General features: G+C 58.9%; 17 protein-coding genes. 9 read left to right on the top strand and 8 right to left on the bottom strand.

The annotated features are described in order from the left end of the window. Positions 1–30: 30 nt before the first annotated feature. From IMW75_RS16370 to recX, 3 genes are all read left to right on the top strand, one after another. Positions 31–531 carry a CinA family protein gene (locus IMW75_RS16370; RefSeq protein WP_045057558.1) on the top strand — a complete coding sequence of 167 codons (501 nt, stop codon included), beginning with the start codon at positions 31–33 and terminating at the stop codon, positions 529–531. Positions 532–614: 83 nt separating this feature from the next. Further along, entirely contained in the window at positions 615–1,667 is a 1,053-nt protein-coding gene (gene recA, locus IMW75_RS16375) for a recombinase RecA (RefSeq protein WP_045057550.1), read from the top strand. Between the two features lie 8 nt (positions 1,668–1,675). Then, positions 1,676–2,143, top strand: a complete 468-nt coding sequence (recX, locus tag IMW75_RS16380; protein ID WP_205893175.1) for a recombination regulator RecX — start codon at positions 1,676–1,678, stop codon at positions 2,141–2,143. A gap of 43 nt (positions 2,144–2,186) precedes the next feature. Here recX and IMW75_RS16385 read toward each other — a convergent pair whose 3' ends face one another. Then, positions 2,187–3,305, bottom strand: coding sequence for an LOG family protein (locus IMW75_RS16385; protein ID WP_205893176.1), 1,119 nt, complete (start codon positions 3,303–3,305; stop codon positions 2,187–2,189). A 370-nt stretch (positions 3,306–3,675) separates the two neighbouring features. On the opposite strand from IMW75_RS16385, the gene IMW75_RS16390 reads away from it, so the two are divergent. After that, positions 3,676–3,870 (top strand): hypothetical protein, encoded by a 195-nt coding sequence (locus tag IMW75_RS16390; protein WP_045057553.1) that lies wholly within the window; start codon positions 3,676–3,678, stop codon positions 3,868–3,870. Here IMW75_RS16390 and IMW75_RS16395 read toward each other — a convergent pair whose 3' ends face one another. Next, positions 3,871–4,293, bottom strand: coding sequence for a quorum-sensing-regulated virulence factor family protein (locus IMW75_RS16395; protein WP_045057554.1), 423 nt, complete (start codon positions 4,291–4,293; stop codon positions 3,871–3,873). Between the two features lie 160 nt (positions 4,294–4,453). Between IMW75_RS16395 and IMW75_RS16400 the strand changes: the two genes are divergently transcribed. From IMW75_RS16400 to IMW75_RS16410, 3 genes are all read left to right on the top strand, one after another. Next, complete coding sequence (locus tag IMW75_RS16400) at positions 4,454–5,212, top strand: tRNA-uridine aminocarboxypropyltransferase (RefSeq protein ID WP_236695818.1); 759 nt, start codon at positions 4,454–4,456, stop codon at positions 5,210–5,212. A 197-nt stretch (positions 5,213–5,409) separates the two neighbouring features. Further along, positions 5,410–6,060: a response regulator transcription factor ErdR gene (erdR, locus tag IMW75_RS16405; RefSeq protein WP_045057556.1), complete on the top strand. Its 651-nt coding sequence runs from the start codon at positions 5,410–5,412 to the stop codon at positions 6,058–6,060. A gap of 75 nt (positions 6,061–6,135) precedes the next feature. Then, positions 6,136–6,498, top strand: coding sequence for a diacylglycerol kinase (locus IMW75_RS16410; protein ID WP_034149863.1), 363 nt, complete (start codon positions 6,136–6,138; stop codon positions 6,496–6,498). Here the strand turns inward: IMW75_RS16410 and IMW75_RS16415 are convergent. After that, a complete protein-coding gene (locus IMW75_RS16415) occupies positions 6,495–7,421 on the bottom strand; it encodes a LysR family transcriptional regulator (RefSeq protein WP_045057557.1) in 927 nt (308 codons plus the stop codon). The genes IMW75_RS16410 and IMW75_RS16415 overlap by 4 nt on opposite strands. A gap of 122 nt (positions 7,422–7,543) precedes the next feature. Here IMW75_RS16415 and fpr point away from each other — a divergent pair, with 122 nt between their 5' ends. Further along, a complete protein-coding gene (gene fpr, locus IMW75_RS16420) occupies positions 7,544–8,323 on the top strand; it encodes a ferredoxin-NADP reductase (RefSeq protein ID WP_003443014.1) in 780 nt (259 codons plus the stop codon). Between the two features lie 159 nt (positions 8,324–8,482). On the opposite strand, the gene tsaA is transcribed toward fpr, so the two are convergent. The 5 genes from tsaA to rimO form a co-directional block, all read right to left on the bottom strand. Beyond that, the gene (tsaA, locus tag IMW75_RS16425; protein ID WP_205893177.1) at positions 8,483–9,184 is read right to left on the bottom strand and encodes a tRNA (N6-threonylcarbamoyladenosine(37)-N6)-methyltransferase TrmO; all 702 of its coding nucleotides are present in this window, start codon (positions 9,182–9,184) and stop codon (positions 8,483–8,485) included. Between the two features lie 146 nt (positions 9,185–9,330). Next, a complete protein-coding gene (locus tag IMW75_RS16430; protein ID WP_122837713.1) occupies positions 9,331–9,801 on the bottom strand; it encodes a YehS family protein in 471 nt (156 codons plus the stop codon). A gap of 74 nt (positions 9,802–9,875) precedes the next feature. Then, positions 9,876–10,586: an rRNA pseudouridine synthase gene (locus IMW75_RS16435; RefSeq protein ID WP_205893178.1), complete on the bottom strand. Its 711-nt coding sequence runs from the start codon at positions 10,584–10,586 to the stop codon at positions 9,876–9,878. A 187-nt stretch (positions 10,587–10,773) separates the two neighbouring features. Continuing rightward, entirely contained in the window at positions 10,774–11,247 is a 474-nt protein-coding gene (locus tag IMW75_RS16440) for a GNAT family N-acetyltransferase (protein ID WP_045061502.1), read from the bottom strand. A 109-nt stretch (positions 11,248–11,356) separates the two neighbouring features. Further along, a complete protein-coding gene (gene rimO, locus IMW75_RS16445) occupies positions 11,357–12,694 on the bottom strand; it encodes a 30S ribosomal protein S12 methylthiotransferase RimO (protein WP_045061501.1) in 1,338 nt (445 codons plus the stop codon). Between the two features lie 287 nt (positions 12,695–12,981). Here rimO and IMW75_RS16450 point away from each other — a divergent pair, with 287 nt between their 5' ends. Next, complete coding sequence (locus tag IMW75_RS16450; protein WP_205893179.1) at positions 12,982–14,883, top strand: potassium transporter Kup; 1,902 nt, start codon at positions 12,982–12,984, stop codon at positions 14,881–14,883. Positions 14,884–15,040 lie beyond the last annotated feature (157 nt).

Genomic DNA, 15,040 nt, shown 5'->3' on the forward strand with positions numbered 1-15,040 from the left:
GTGCTTATCCCGCCCGACAAGGAGATGACCGTGAAAGAAATCACCCAGCTCGCCGCTGAACTTGGCAGACGCCTGCAGGTTCTCAATGCTCATGTCACGACCGCAGAGTCGTGCACCGGCGGCGGGATCGCCGAGGCAATTACCCGGATTCCCGGTAGTTCGGCATGGTTCGAAGCCGGTTACGTGACTTACTCCAACCGGCAGAAAACCGAGCAGCTGAATGTGCCTGTCGAGCTGTTCTCCACCGTAGGCGCGGTCAGTCGCGAGGTGGTCGAGGCCATGGTCAGGGGCGCCCAGGATAAAAGCCGGGCGACTTTTGCCGTGGCGGTCAGCGGTGTTGCCGGGCCGGATGGCGGATCTGCGAGCAAGCCGGTCGGTACGGTCTGGCTGGCCTGGGGCGTCGGGGAGCAGCTGTTCAGCGAGGTCCAGCACTTCCCGGGCAATCGCGACGAGGTCCGCCGACAAACGGTGAAGGCCGCGCTAGAGGGGCTGCTACGGCATGCCGCTTCAGAAATCTCAAATCAGGGGTAGGCGATCCTGAAGCGCTGTGGAATAATACTGTCTACTTATACAGGTGTTGGCCGTCAGGCCTTATTGATTACGTGAGGACTTTAATGGACGACAACAAGAAGAAAGCCTTGGCTGCGGCCCTGGGTCAGATCGAACGTCAATTCGGCAAGGGTGCCGTAATGCGTATGGGCGATCAAGACCGCCAGGCGATCCCGGCTATCTCTACTGGCTCTCTGGGTCTGGACATCGCGCTCGGCATTGGCGGTCTGCCTAAAGGCCGTATCGTTGAAATCTACGGTCCTGAATCCTCCGGTAAAACCACACTGACGCTGTCGGTCATCGCCCAGGCGCAAAAAGCCGGTGCCACCTGCGCATTCGTCGACGCCGAGCACGCACTCGACCCGGAGTACGCTGGCAAGTTGGGCGTCAATGTCGACGACCTGCTGGTTTCCCAGCCGGACACGGGCGAACAAGCCCTGGAAATCACCGACATGCTGGTGCGTTCCAACGCAGTTGACGTGATCATCGTTGACTCCGTGGCTGCATTGGTTCCAAAGGCCGAGATCGAAGGCGAAATGGGTGACATGCACGTTGGCCTGCAAGCCCGTCTGATGTCCCAGGCCCTGCGTAAAATCACCGGTAACATCAAGAACGCCAACTGCCTGGTTATCTTCATTAACCAGATCCGGATGAAAATCGGCGTCATGTTCGGCAGCCCGGAAACCACCACCGGTGGTAACGCGCTGAAGTTCTACGCTTCGGTTCGCCTGGACATCCGTCGTACTGGCGCGGTGAAAGAAGGTGATGAAGTCGTTGGTAGCGAAACCCGCGTCAAGGTTGTGAAGAACAAGGTGGCTTCGCCGTTCCGTCAGGCTGAATTCCAGATCCTTTACGGCAAGGGCATCTATCTCAATGGCGAGATGATCGACTTGGGCGTACTGCATGGTTTTGTCGAGAAGTCCGGTGCCTGGTATGCCTATGAAGGCACCAAGATCGGTCAGGGCAAGGCCAACTCGGCCAAGTTCCTGGCAGACAACCCGGAAATCGCGGCGAAACTTGAGAAGCAGCTGCGCGACAAACTGCTGAGTCCGGCACCAGACGTCAAAGCGTTGGCAGATCGGGTGAAAGCAGATGACCTGGTTGATGTAGATGTTTGATTGATCCGATGACCGCCGTACTCGATACACTCGTCGCAGTGCGGCGAACCGCAATGGACCTGCTCGCGCGACGCGAGCATGGTCGAGTCGAGCTGACGCGTAAGCTGCGTCAGCGCGGCGCTCTCCCTGAAATGATCGACACTGCACTCGACCGTCTGACGGAAGAGGGTTTGTTGTCCGAATCCCGTTACCTTGAAAGCTTCGTGTCCTATCGTGCCCGCTCGGGTTACGGCCCGCTGCGTATCCGTGAAGAACTGAGCCAGCGTGGCCTGCAGCGCGCCGATATCGAGCTCGCTCTGCGCGAGAGCGGGATCAGTTGGCACGATCAGCTGGAAGAAACCTGGCGGCGCAAGTTTGCCGGGCATCTACCCATCGATGCCAGGGAGCGCGCCAAGCAGGGGCGTTTCCTGAATTATCGCGGCTATTCGATGGAAATGATCAGTCGGCTGTTCAGCGGTCGAGGGATGGACGATTAAATGAAAAAGGCCCGCCAGTGATAGCGGGCCTTTTTTATTCGCATCACGTCACCTTTGAAGGTTCCCGCGTGCGCTGTTGAGCCTGGGGTTTGGGTTGTGCCCAGTTTTCCGGCAGGTTGATGTAATCCACCAGTTCGCGCAGACGTCCGTGATCCCGCGCATTGAAGGTGAACGCCAGTCGTGCCAGGTGGCTGAACTGTTCGTCGTCGTGTTCTTCGCCGCTGTAGGCGTGTTGATGGAAATGGTCGCTCAGGCACAGATCGGCGAACGCTTCCTGCATATGGTCGAGTGCCTGGTCGCTCAACCTGTGGTTCATGCGAATGATGAACTGGTGCTTGAGCCAGCGACTGGAGTGGAAGTTGCTGTAGAACTGATTGATCTGTTCCACCGCTTCTTCGGCGCTGTAGACCAGGCTGACGAGCTTCATATCGGTGGGCAGTATGTAGCGATTTTCTGCGAGCTGATGGTGAATGAAGTCCAGCGCGCCCTGCCAGAAAGTACCGCCTGGCGCATCCAGCAGTATCACCGGCACCAGAGGGCTCTTGCCGGTCTGGATCAATGTCAGTACTTCCAGGGCTTCATCCAGGGTGCCGAAACCTCCGGGGCAGAGCACCAGCGCATTGGCCTCCTTGACGAAGAACAGCTTGCGCGTGAAGAAGAAGTGAAATGACAGCAGGTTGGTCGTGCCCCGGACGGTCGGGTTGGCGTGCTGCTCGAAGGGCAGTGTGATATTGAAGCCAAGGCTGTGTTCAAGGCCGGCGCCTTCGTGGGCTGCCGCCATTATCCCGCCACCGGCGCCCGTGATCACCATCAGGTCTGAACGCGCCAGCGCAGCGCCCAGCTCGCGAGCCATTGCGTACAGAGGGTTTTCCACAGGTGTGCGGGCAGAACCGTAAACCGTGACTTTGCGTCGTCCCTTGAACTGTTCCAGTACGCGAAAGGCGTGTTCCAGTTCGCGCAGGGCCTGCAGGGTGATCTTGGCATTCCAGCGGTTGTGGTCTTCCTGCGCCATGCGCAGCACGGTGAGGATCATGTCTCGGTAGATCGGGGAGTTCGGGCTGGCAGGTGAAACCAGGTTGAGGAGTTCTTCGACCTTGCTGGTGAGGTCGTGGCCGCTTTCTGCAAAATGACGGCTAAGGAGGTCATTCGGTTGGTAAGGCATTCAACTTCTCCTTGCGTGCGGGCTCTGGTTTTTTTCGGTGAATGAAAAAAACGTTCGCAACTTCAAAAATCCATGACGGGCGGCTCCTTCCCGGCCCAAAGATGTAGTGGTGATTACTCTAAATCTAGTCCTTGGCGAGGATTCGCGCTGACTTGATCATTGCGCCGCAAAGTCTTTCATGGCAATCGCTTATTAACGATTCGAGAAGTGATTTCACCACTCGTCTGAACCTGATCCGAGAGTTCAGCGCTCTGATTTACTTACTAACAGGCGTGACGCGACCGTTTTGCGCAGGGGCAAGACGCACGGTACAGGTAACTCAAAGGATTTATCGCGCAGTTGGGGCGAAAGGGCAGGGAGGCGGGAAGCTATGACCAAGGTCATTCTGGAAATCGATACGCAGCTGTATCGATTGCTCAAGGTATCAGCCGAGACCAACCATTTGAGTCTTGAGGAAGAGTGCTGCCGGCGTCTTGCAGGTGGCCAGCGTCGTTCGCGTTACTTGCAGGCCCTTATAGCGGAATTGCGCGCCGAGGACGAACAGCGACGCGCTAATTGCCGATGATCACTTTTTCTTCTGATTGACTTTCGGGCAATCCGATTCCTGGAAACGCTCGCTGGCGACCGGACGGTTGGTCTTAACCTCGGTGAATTCGTAACGCATGATCGCGCCTTTGGCCATCAGCTTGCGAAAGCCCGGGTTGTTGCAGACGGTGGAGCCCAGCTGGAAATAAACAGCCTTCGGGTCGGCGCGCATCTTGTCGGCGTGAGTGCTCTGCACGCTCAGGTGGTTGATCAGCTCTTTGCCTTCAACGGTGTAACCCTGATCGAGAATGTCTTCATTGATTGCCCGCGGAGTGCCGACGCTGCTTTGAGCGGCAACGTTTTGCAGCATTTTGCTCAGTTCCATGTCTTTCAAGGAAGCGGCCTGGGCGTTGAAGGACGACGCCAGCAAAATGGCAGCGGTAGGAACGATAAAGCGCAGCATGAAACTCTCCTGGTTCAGTGACTGGTGGTTCGACCCGTCACATGACTGTGCGTTCAGTGGCGGCGAATTATAGGGGACGAGGCCTGGACGGTACAGGCTTGCGCGGGCTGCTCTGATAAACTGCCACTACTTTATGCCCAGCCGAGTGTTGTTCGTGTCGATAATCCCTTCTGCCCCTCTCTTTGCGGCGAATGCCGTTGCCCTTTTGCGCGATCAGCGTGAGGAAGAGGGCATCAAGCCGATACAGGCCCGGGGCTGGAGGGCCACTCGCTGCCGCGCCTGTCGCGTGATCGAAAGCCACTGCCTGTGTGCCTGGCGCCCGCAGGTCGATGCGCGCTCCGGCGTGTGCCTGATCATGACCAACAAGGAAGTCTTCAAGCCCAGCAACACCGGGTGGCTGATTGCCGACGTGGTGCGCGACAACCATGCATTCATCTGGTCACGTACTGAAACCGACCCGAAGTTGCTGGCGTTGCTGCGCGACCCGCAATGGCAACCGTATCTGGTGTTTCCGGGCGAGTATGTCGAGCCTGAGCGGGTAACGAACACCGTCGAGGTCGATAGCGCCAAGCGCCCACTGTTCATTCTATTGGACGCGACCTGGACCGAGGCGCGGAAGATCTTCCGTAAAAGCCCGTACTTTGATGCGCTCCCGATCCTCAGCCTGCTGCCCGAGAAACTGTCACGCTATCGCCTGCGCCGGTCGACGCGTAGCGAACATTTGTGTACGGCCGAAGTGGCGGCGCTGTGTCTGGATCTGGCCGGCGATGTGGCGGCCGCATCGGCACTGGACGCTTATTTCGACGTGTTCAGCCAGCACTACCTCGATGCCAAGCACCAGCTGGACATGAATGTTTCTACCCCCGCACATGCCGAGCTGATGCCCTTCGTGCAGAACGGTTCTGCTGCCTTGGGCTGATTGTCGCCCATACTGTAAAGATCTGTACTGGCCATGCACCTTGACCACCCCGGTTTCGCTGGGCATGCTTGGCGCCGATTGGGGCGCGGCCAAGGTTTGAGACGCCGTTTTAGCTTGTGATTGACGTTGAACGTGCCCTGTTGGTGCAGCTCCGTGGCTGTACCTTGAGTTGTTTGAAAAACAGGATCATTTGAAAAATGGCCACATACGAAATCCTGATTGCCGATGACCACCCACTGTTCCGTAGCGCATTGCATCAGGCGTTGACCCTCGGCCTGGGCCCCGAAGTCCGGCTGGTGGAGGTGGCGAGTATTGCCGAACTGGAGACCCGCCTGGACGAAAAGTCCGACTGGGACCTGGTTCTGCTCGACTTGAACATGCCAGGCGCTTACGGATTTTCCGGCCTGGTGCTGTTGCGCGGGCAATACCCGCAGATTCCGGTGGTGATGGTGTCGGCCCAGGAAGAGGCCTCGATCATGGTCAAGTCTCGCGAGTTCGGGGCCAGTGGCTTCATTCCCAAGTCCAGCGACCTGAGCGTCATTCAAAAGGCCGTCAGGGCGGTATTGGACGGCGATGTGTTCTGGCCCCCGCAGGCCTTTGAGGCGGTCAGTGTCTCCGCCGAAGCCAAGGCGGCAAGCGAAGGCCTGGCCAGCCTCACGCCCCAGCAGTTCCGGGTGTTGACCATGGTGTGTGAAGGTTTGCTGAACAAACAGATCGCTTATGAACTGAGCGTCTCGGAAGCCACCATCAAGGCACATGTCACCGCCATCTTTCGCAAGCTGAATGTGCGCACTCGCACCCAGGCGGCGTTGCTCTTGCAACAACTTGAGTCAATTTCGAGCCATTAAACCCGGCTCGTTCACGCTTTTTTGACTTTCACTGGTCTAGCTTTCCCACTCCTTTTTGGTGCAGTTGCTAACTCTATGTCTCCTTTCAAAGGCCAGACCGGCCTCAAACGCATCCTCAACGCTTCGGGTTATTCACTGGATGGGCTGCGCGCGGCCTTCACCGGTGAGGCGGCATTCCGCCAGTTGGTGCTGCTTAACGTCATTCTGATACCGCTGTCGTTCTTTTTGAATGTCAGCCGGGTGGAACAGGCGTTGTTGATCGCCGTTTGCCTGCTGGCGCTGATCGTCGAACTGCTCAATTCCGCCGTGGAAGCGGCCATTGACCGCATCTCGCTTGAATTGCACCCGCTGTCCAAGAATGCCAAGGACATGGGCAGCGCCGCGCAGTTCGTGGCACTGACCATGATCGCGCTGGTCTGGGCAGTCATCCTGCTTTAAGCAATGGTGGGCAGGACGATCTCGTCGCTGCGCTGGACCCCGGCGGTGAAGGCGCGGCACAGGTCGAGGAACTCGCGCATCGCCGAGGTCTGGTATTTCTGTTTGTGCCAGATGAAATAGAACTGTCGCGCCAGGTCCAGATCCGGGGTTTCCACCGCTACCAGGCTGCCGCGCCGGAATGCATCACGCAGTGCCAGCCTCGAGATGCAGCCAATTCCCAGGCCTGACTCGACCGCGCGCTTGATCGCTTCGGTGTGTTCCAGTTCCAGACGGATATTCAGCGCACTGCGATGATGTCGCATGGCCTGGTCAAACGTCAGGCGCGTGCCGGAGCCCTGTTCCCGAAGGATCCAGGCTTCTTGCGACAGCTCGTCCATGCTCGCCGTACCGCGTATGGCCAAAGGATGCTGGGGCGCACAGAACACCACCAATTCATCCTCGACCCAGCTCTGCACTTCGATGTCCGGGTGGCTGCAGTCGCCTTCGATTAGACCCAGATCAATTTCATAGTGCGCGACCTGTTGCACGATGTTGGCAGTGTTCTGCACATGCAGCTTCACCTGGCTTTCAGGATGACGCTGCATGAAGCTGCCAATCAGCAGGGTGGCCAGGTAATTGCCGATGGTCAGGGTGGCGCCGACTGCCAGGGAGCCGAAACCGGACTTGCCGTTGAGCAGGTCTTCGATTTCCTTGGCCTGGTCGAGCAGGGCCACAGCCTGGGGCAGCAGCTGTTTGCCGAGGGCATTGAGGCTCAGCCGTTTACCCGCGCGGTCGAACAGCTGGCAGCTGGACTGGCGCTCCAGTTCGGTGATCGAAGTGCTTGCCGCCGATTGTGAGAGGTTGAGCAGTCCCGCAGCACGGGATACGCTTTCCTGCTGGGCGACAGCGACGAAGACTTGCAGTTGACGGAGAGTAAATCGCATATCTATATAACCGATAACCCTTATCTTAATAATCCATTTAACAGATATTGTCGCTGCCATTAGAATGCGATGCAATTGCGCACATCACCGGCGCAGGCAAAATCTCCAGGAGTCCCCCGTACATGAGCAACATGAACCACGAGCGTGTCCTCAGTGTTCATCACTGGAACGACACTCTGTTCAGCTTCAAGTGCACCCGCGACCCGGGTCTGCGCTTCGAGAACGGTCAGTTCGTGATGATCGGCCTGCAACAGCCCAACGGCCGGCCGCTCATGCGCGCTTACTCGATCGCCAGCCCGAACTGGGAAGAGCATCTCGAGTTCTTCAGCATCAAGGTGCCTGATGGCCCGCTGACTTCCCAGTTGCAGCACCTGAAGGAAGGCGACGAGATCATCATCAGCAAGAAGCCTACCGGCACGCTGGTACTCGATGATCTGAAACCGGGCAAGCACCTGTACCTGCTCAGCACCGGTACCGGTCTGGCGCCATTCATGAGCGTCATCCAGGATCCGGAAACCTACGAGCGTTTCGAGAAAGTGATCCTGTGCCACGGCGTACGTTACGTCAATGAAGTCGCTTACCGCGAATTCATCACCGAGCACTTGCCGCAGAACGAGTTTTTCGGCGAGGCCCTGCGTGACAAGTTGATCTACTACCCGACCGTGACCCGCGAGCCATTCGAAAACGAAGGTCGCCTGACCGACTTGATGCGCAGCGGCAAGTTGTTCAGCGATATCGGCCTGCCGCCGATCAACCCGCAGGACGACCGCGCCATGCTGTGCGGCAGCCCGAGCATGCTCGACGAGACCAGCGAAGTGTTGAACAGCTTCGGCCTGAAGGTTTCGCCGCGGATGCGCGAGCCGGGTGATTACCTGATCGAGCGTGCGTTCGTCGAGAAGTAAGCCATTCGCATCACTAAAATGCCCCCATAGCCTGCTCAGGCAATGGGGGCATTTTTATGTCCGACAATTTCAAGTAGGAGCTGCCGAAGGCTGCGATCTTTTGCTCTTGAAATTCGGGAAAGAAGATCAAGGTCAAAAGATCGCGGCCTTCGGCAGCTCCTACAAGTTGGATGCGGGTATGACTTCGAGCACGCGGATCACGCCCGCCTCGGGGTAATGCCAGCGCACATCCACATCCCAGAACTGCGCGCCATATTCCCTCTGTGGTGCAGGTGTCTGGTACGCCGGGCGCGGATCCTGTGCCATACACTGTTCGATAAGCTCGACCAGGGGCTCCTCAAGCCGCTGAGCGTGGCCATGGGCCTGCTGCAGCGCCGAATCCACCCACTGCACGGCAATCAGAGGCGGCGCAGCGCTGGCGATGCTGTTGGAGGCCGTGTCGATGATGTCGGCGTAAGGCACGTAAGGTTTTATGTCGAGAATCGGCGTGCCATCGAGCAAATCGATGCCGGATATCCACAGGCGATCGGCTTCGACCTTGTCCAGCTTGACCACTGACTGGCCAATGCCATTGGGTCGATGCGTCGCGCGCGTGGCGAAAACCCCCATGGATTTGTTGCCGCCCAGACGAGGCGGGCGGACTTTCAGCCGTGGCTTGTCTTCCAGCGCCTGGTGGAACAGGAACAGCAGCCACACGTGGCTGACCTGCTCCAGGCCCTGCACGGCCTCACCCTGATCGAATGGCGCCACCAACTCCAATACGCCGCGTGCGGCAGGAGCCAGTTGCGGTTGGCGCGGGATGGCGAACTTCTCCTTGAAGCAGGAGCGCACGAAACCAATAGGGGAAACGCTGTAGGTCATGGGGTGGGGTCGAGGCGGGAATGGGTGGGCATGATAACCCGATCAACCGTTTAACCGGTGGCGCCAGGCAGTTCGTCATCGCCGGCAAGCCTTGCTCCCACAGAACCTGTGGGAGCGGGCGAGCAAGCTTTGCTCCCGCCTTGCAATTATTGCGGGCGCACGCGCAGGGTCAGGCCCTTGAGGAAGTTGCGCAGCAACTGGTCGCCGCACGGGCGGTAGTTGGTGTGGCCGAACTTGCGGAACAGTGCGCTCAGCTCAGGCTTGGACACCGGGAACTCGGCAGCCTTGAGGATGGCGTGCATGTCGTCTTCTTTCAGTTCGAAGGCCACGCGCAGTTTCTTCAGGATGATGTTGTTGGTGACCGGCGTTTCGATCGGCTGTGGCGGACGGCTTTCGTCTTTACCGCGCTTGAAGATCACCAGGCCATCGAGGAAATGCGCCATGACTTCATCCGGGCAACGAACGAAGCCTTCTTCGTCTTCCTCTTTCTTGTCCAGATAAGTCAGCAGATCTTCCAGGCTCACGTCCATGCCGCCGAGCTTGATGATCTCGATGACTTTCTTGTCGCTGATGTCGAGCATGTAGCGCACGCTGCGCAGTACGTCGTTGTGGATCATGGTGTGCAGTCCTGATATTCAGCAGTGGGCGCCGCTCAAATCGCGGCGCCGAAATGTAGGGCGGCGTGAAAAGCCTAGAACTTCTCTTTGCCGGACAGGTAGCGCCATTGCCCCAATGGCACTTTGCCAATGGACACTCCGCCGATGCGGATGCGACGGATGGCAACGACCTTCAGGCCAACGGCCTGGCAGAACATGGCGATCACGCCTGGTTGTGGATTTTTCATCGCAAACCGCAGGCGATTCTCGTTCTGCCAGCTGGCCTTCACCGGCGGCAGCTCCTTACCTTTGTAGGTCAGGCCGTGGTTGAGGCGGTTCAGGCCGTGAGCAACCATGTCGCCTTCAACCTCGACCACATACTCTTGCTCGATCTTGGCGGAGTCGGCCGTCAGCTTGCGCAGGATTTTCCAGTCCTGGGTGAACACCAGCAGGCCGCTGGCATTGGCCTGCAGGTCGGTGCTGGCGGTCAGGCGCAGGAAGTGGCCCTTGAGCGGGCGTTTGCTGAAGCGGTGTTCTTCGCTCAGGGTCTCGGCGCTGATGGTGCCCATGGCCGTTTCCGCGTCCATGCCCGCCGGGACGTTGAACAGAATGGTCACCGGCTCCGGCGCAGTGGCCTTGGCTTCGGGGTCGAGCTCGACTTTCTGGGTGTCGACCTTGAATTGCGGCTCGTCGATGACTTCACCGTCCACGGTGACCCAGCCGCCCTCGATGAACAGCTCAGCCTCCCGACGGGAGCAGCCGACGAGTTCGATGAGGCGTTTGGAGAGACGAATCGGGTCAGTCATGACAGGGCCGTAACAAAAAAGGGGTGGGCATTGTACCTGCTGGGCGCCGGTTAATCGCGGGTCCATTTCAATACGGTTCAATTTCCCTTGGGAGCTGGCTTGCCAGCGATTGCATCACCTCGGTCCATCTGACACATCGCAGCGCCTGCATCGCTGGCAAGCCAGCTCCCACAGGAATTTTATGGCGTCAGGCATGTTGTGAGCGTTGCTGGTCTTGGCGCAAGCGCATATGCAGTAACGGATAAGGCTGCCCCATCCCGTCATGCTCGGTGCGACCGACGACCTCGAAGCCCTGCTTGAAATAGAACCCCAGCGCCTGCGGGTTCTGTTCGTTGACGTCCAGTTCATAGGCGTTCAGGTGTTCCATGGCATAACGCAACAACTGCTTGCCCAGGCCCTGGCCGCGGTGAACCGGGTCGATGAAGAGCATTTCGATCTTGCCCCCGGCGACCCCGGCAAACCCGGTGATGCGCTGCTGGGCGTCCTTGGTGCAGATCAGCATGACTGCATCCAGGTAGCGGGTCAGCACCAGGTTCTTCAGCAGTTCGATGTAGCTTTGCGGCAGAAAGTCATGGGTGGCGCGCACCGAGTCTTCCCAGACCTTTGTGAGTTCTGTGTAGTCACTGAGTTTCGGTGTATGAATGACCGAATGATGGCGCATGGCCTGTTGCCTCTTGCGGAGTAAACGTAACGAATCCTTTCATCACAAACGATAGACGTAAAAAAGCCCCGCATCTCGTCACAAGAGCAGGGCTTTTACATCTTTCGCTTTAGATCTGTTCAGCCCACAGGTCGTATTCGTCGGCGTCGGTCACTTTGCACCAGACCTTGTCGCCCGGCTTCAGGTTGCTGCCGTTGTCGATGAATACGTTGCCGTCGATTTCCGGGGCATCGAAGAAACAGCGACCGACGGCGCCTTGCTCGTCGACTTCATCGACCAGTACTTCGATTTCGCGGCCGACGCGCATTTGCAGGCGAGCCGAGCTGATGGCTTGCTGATGCGCCATGAAGCGGTCCCAACGATCCTGCTTGATGTCGTCGGGCACGATCTCCAGGTCCATGTCGTTGGCCGGAGCGCCGTCGACCGGCGAGTACTGGAAGCAGCCAACGCGATCGAGCTGGGCTTCTGTCAGCCAGTTCAGCAGGTACTGGAAGTCTTCTTCGGTTTCGCCAGGGAAGCCGACGATGAAGGTCGAGCGGATGATCAGGTCCGGGCAGATCTCGCGCCAGTTCTTGATGCGCGCCAGGGTCTTGTCTTCGAAGGCCGGGCGTTTCATCGACTTCAGGACTTTCGGGCTGGCGTGCTGGAACGGGATGTCCAGGTACGGCAGGATTTTCCCGGCGGCCATCAGCGGAATCAGCTCGTCGACGTGCGGGTATGGGTAAACGTAGTGCAGGCGGACCCACACGCCCATGGAGCCGAGGGCTTCGCACAGTTCGGTCATGCGGGTCTTGACCGGGGCGCCGTTCCAGAAACCGGTGCGGTACTTCACGTCGACGCCGTAGGCGCTGGTGTCTTGCGAGATCACCAGCAGCTCCTTGACGCCGGCCTTGACCAGCCGCTGGGCTTCGTCGAGCACATCACCGATGGGACGGCTGACCAGCTTGCCGCGCATCGACGGGATGATGCAGAAGCTGCAGCTGTGATTGCAGCCTTCGGAAATCTTCAGGTAGGCGTAGTGGCGCGGGGTCAGTTTGATCCCTTGTGGCGGCACCAGGTCGATCAGCGGGTTGTGGTCCTGGCGCGGCGGCACGGCGTCGTGCACGGCGTTGACCACTTGTTCGTACTGCTGTGGACCGGTCACCGACAGCACGCTTGGGTGAATACTGCGAATGTTGCCTTCTTCGACGCCCATGCAGCCGGTCACGATAACCTTGCCGTTTTCCTTGATGGCTTCGCCAATCACTTCCAGGGATTCGGCCTTGGCCGAGTCAATGAAGCCACAGGTGTTGACCACCACCACGTCGGCGTCCTGATAAGTGGACACCACGTCATAACCTTCCATGCGCAGCTGGGTAAGGATGCGCTCGGAGTCGACCAATGCTTTGGGGCAACCCAGGGATACGAAGCCAACTTTTGGATTGGCCGGCGCAGGAGTGGTGGACATGTCTAACCTCGGTATTTGTGACGACTGCGCCCGGTAGGGCGAGGCGGCTGACGGACGCTTTGTGGCGTCTCTGATCAAAAAGTGCGCAATTCTAGCGATGGGACGCGCGCTTGACCAGCTTTATGCAGGGAAATGCGACGAGTGCTGCGCTATGCTTCGCGCCTTGATGCTTTACCGATTACTTACAGTCAAGAAAACGTCTGTAACGTGAAGTAAAACAGCGCATGCTCAGGGCAGAGCATAGTGCTTCTTATCAGTAGTCCAGGTCTGAGTAGCAGGAGTTTTGGATGGGGCAGGCAAGTAGTCAGGCGGCGGGCGCCGAGCATTCGGCAGCAAAGCCGATCGGCATGCTGGTCGCGGCGGTCGGGGTGGTTTACGGCGATATCGGCACGAGTCCGCTGTACACCCTTAAAGAAGTGTTCTCCGGTGGCTATGGTGTGCCGGTCAACCACGACGGGGTGTTGGGCATCCTGGCGCTGATTTTCTGGTCGCTGATCTGGGTGGTCTCGATCAAATACATGATGTTCGTGCTGCGCGCCGACAACCAGGGCGAGGGCGGGATCATGGCGCTGACGGCCCTGGCCCGGCGCGCCGCAGCCGGGCATGCCAGGTTGCGCAGCCTGTTGGTGGTCTGTGGCCTGATCGGCGCGGCGCTGTTCTACGGCGACAGCATGATCACCCCGGCGATTTCCGTGCTGTCGGCGATCGAAGGCCTTGGGCTGGCTTTCGACGGCATCGACCACTGGGTGGTGCCGCTGTCATTGGTAGTGCTGGTGGGGTTGTTCCTGATTCAGCGGCACGGTACGGCGCGCATCGGCATTCTGTTCGGGCCGATCATGGTCACCTGGTTCCTGGTGCTCGGCGCCCTGGGTGTCCACGGCATCTTGCAGCACCCCGAAGTGCTGCAGGCAATGAACCCGGTGTGGGGCGTGCGCTTCTTTATCGTGCATCCGGGCATGGGCGTGGCGATCCTCGGTGCCGTGGTACTGGCCTTGACCGGTGCCGAAGCCTTGTACGCCGACATGGGGCATTTTGGTCGCAAGCCTATCGCCCGCGCCTGGTTCATCCTGGTGTTGCCGGCTTTGGTGCTGAACTACTTCGGCCAGGGTGCCTTGCTGCTTGGCTATCCTGAAGCCGCTCGCAACCCTTTCTATCTACTGGCGCCAAGCTGGGCGTTGATCCCGTTAGTGGGCTTGTCGACCCTGGCCACCGTAATCGCTTCCCAGGCAGTGATTTCCGGCGCGTTCTCCCTGACCCGCCAGGCGATCCAGCTGGGTTACATCCCGCGCATGCACATCCAGCACACCTCCAGCGCCGAACAGGGCCAGATCTACATCGGCGCTGTGAACTGGTCGTTGATGGTCGGCGTGATCCTGCTGGTGCTTGGCTTTGAGTCCTCTGGTGCGCTGGCCTCGGCATATGGCGTGGCCGTAACCGGCACCATGTTGATGACGACCATTCTGGTGGCGGCGGTGATTCTGCTGCTGTGGAAATGGCCGCCGGTGCTCGCCGTGCCGCTGTTGTTTGGCTTCCTCCTGGTGGATGGTCTGTACTTCGCGGCCAACGTGCCGAAAATCGTCCAGGGCGGGGCGTTCCCGGTCATTGCCGGTATCGCCCTGTTCGTGCTGATGACCACCTGGAAGCGCGGCAAGCAGTTGCTGGTGGAGCGCTTGGACGAGGGCGGCCTGCCGCTGCCGATCTTTATCAGCAGCATCAGCGTGCAGCCACCGCACCGGGTCCAGGGCACGGCCGTGTTCCTGACGGCCCGCCCGGACGCCGTACCCCATGCGCTATTGCACAACCTGCTGCACAACCAGGTGCTGCATGAGCAAGTGGTGCTGCTGACCGTGGTCTACGAGGATATCCCGCGGGTGCCGCCGAGCAGACGCTTTGAGGTGGAGTCCCACGGTGAGGGGTTCTTCCGGGTCATCCTGCACTTTGGCTTCGTCGACGAGCCGGACGTGCCGCAAGCGCTGAAGCTGTGCCATCTCGATGACCTCGACTTCAGCCCGATGCGTACCACTTACTTCCTCAGCCGCGAGACGGTGATCGCCTCCAAACTCGAAGGCATGGCCCGCTGGCGCGAGGCGCTGTTCGCATTCATGTTGCAGAACGCCAATGGCAATTTGCGGTTTTTCAATCTGCCGTTGAATCGGGTGATTGAGTTGGGGACGCAGGTGGAGATGTAAGGGGCATACAAGAATACTGTGGGATTGGTGTGTCTAGTCCTGAAATAGGTTTACACCTGTTTCACCCCAACGCCCGATGCACCGCATCGGGCGTTTTGTATTTCAAGGACAGGTGCGGGCGCTCCTGGTTGTAGATTAGGATCGCCTCTCTCACCAT

Source organism: Pseudomonas gregormendelii, assembly GCF_017114825.1.
Classification (GTDB): Bacteria; Pseudomonadota; Gammaproteobacteria; order Pseudomonadales; family Pseudomonadaceae; genus Aquipseudomonas; species Aquipseudomonas gregormendelii.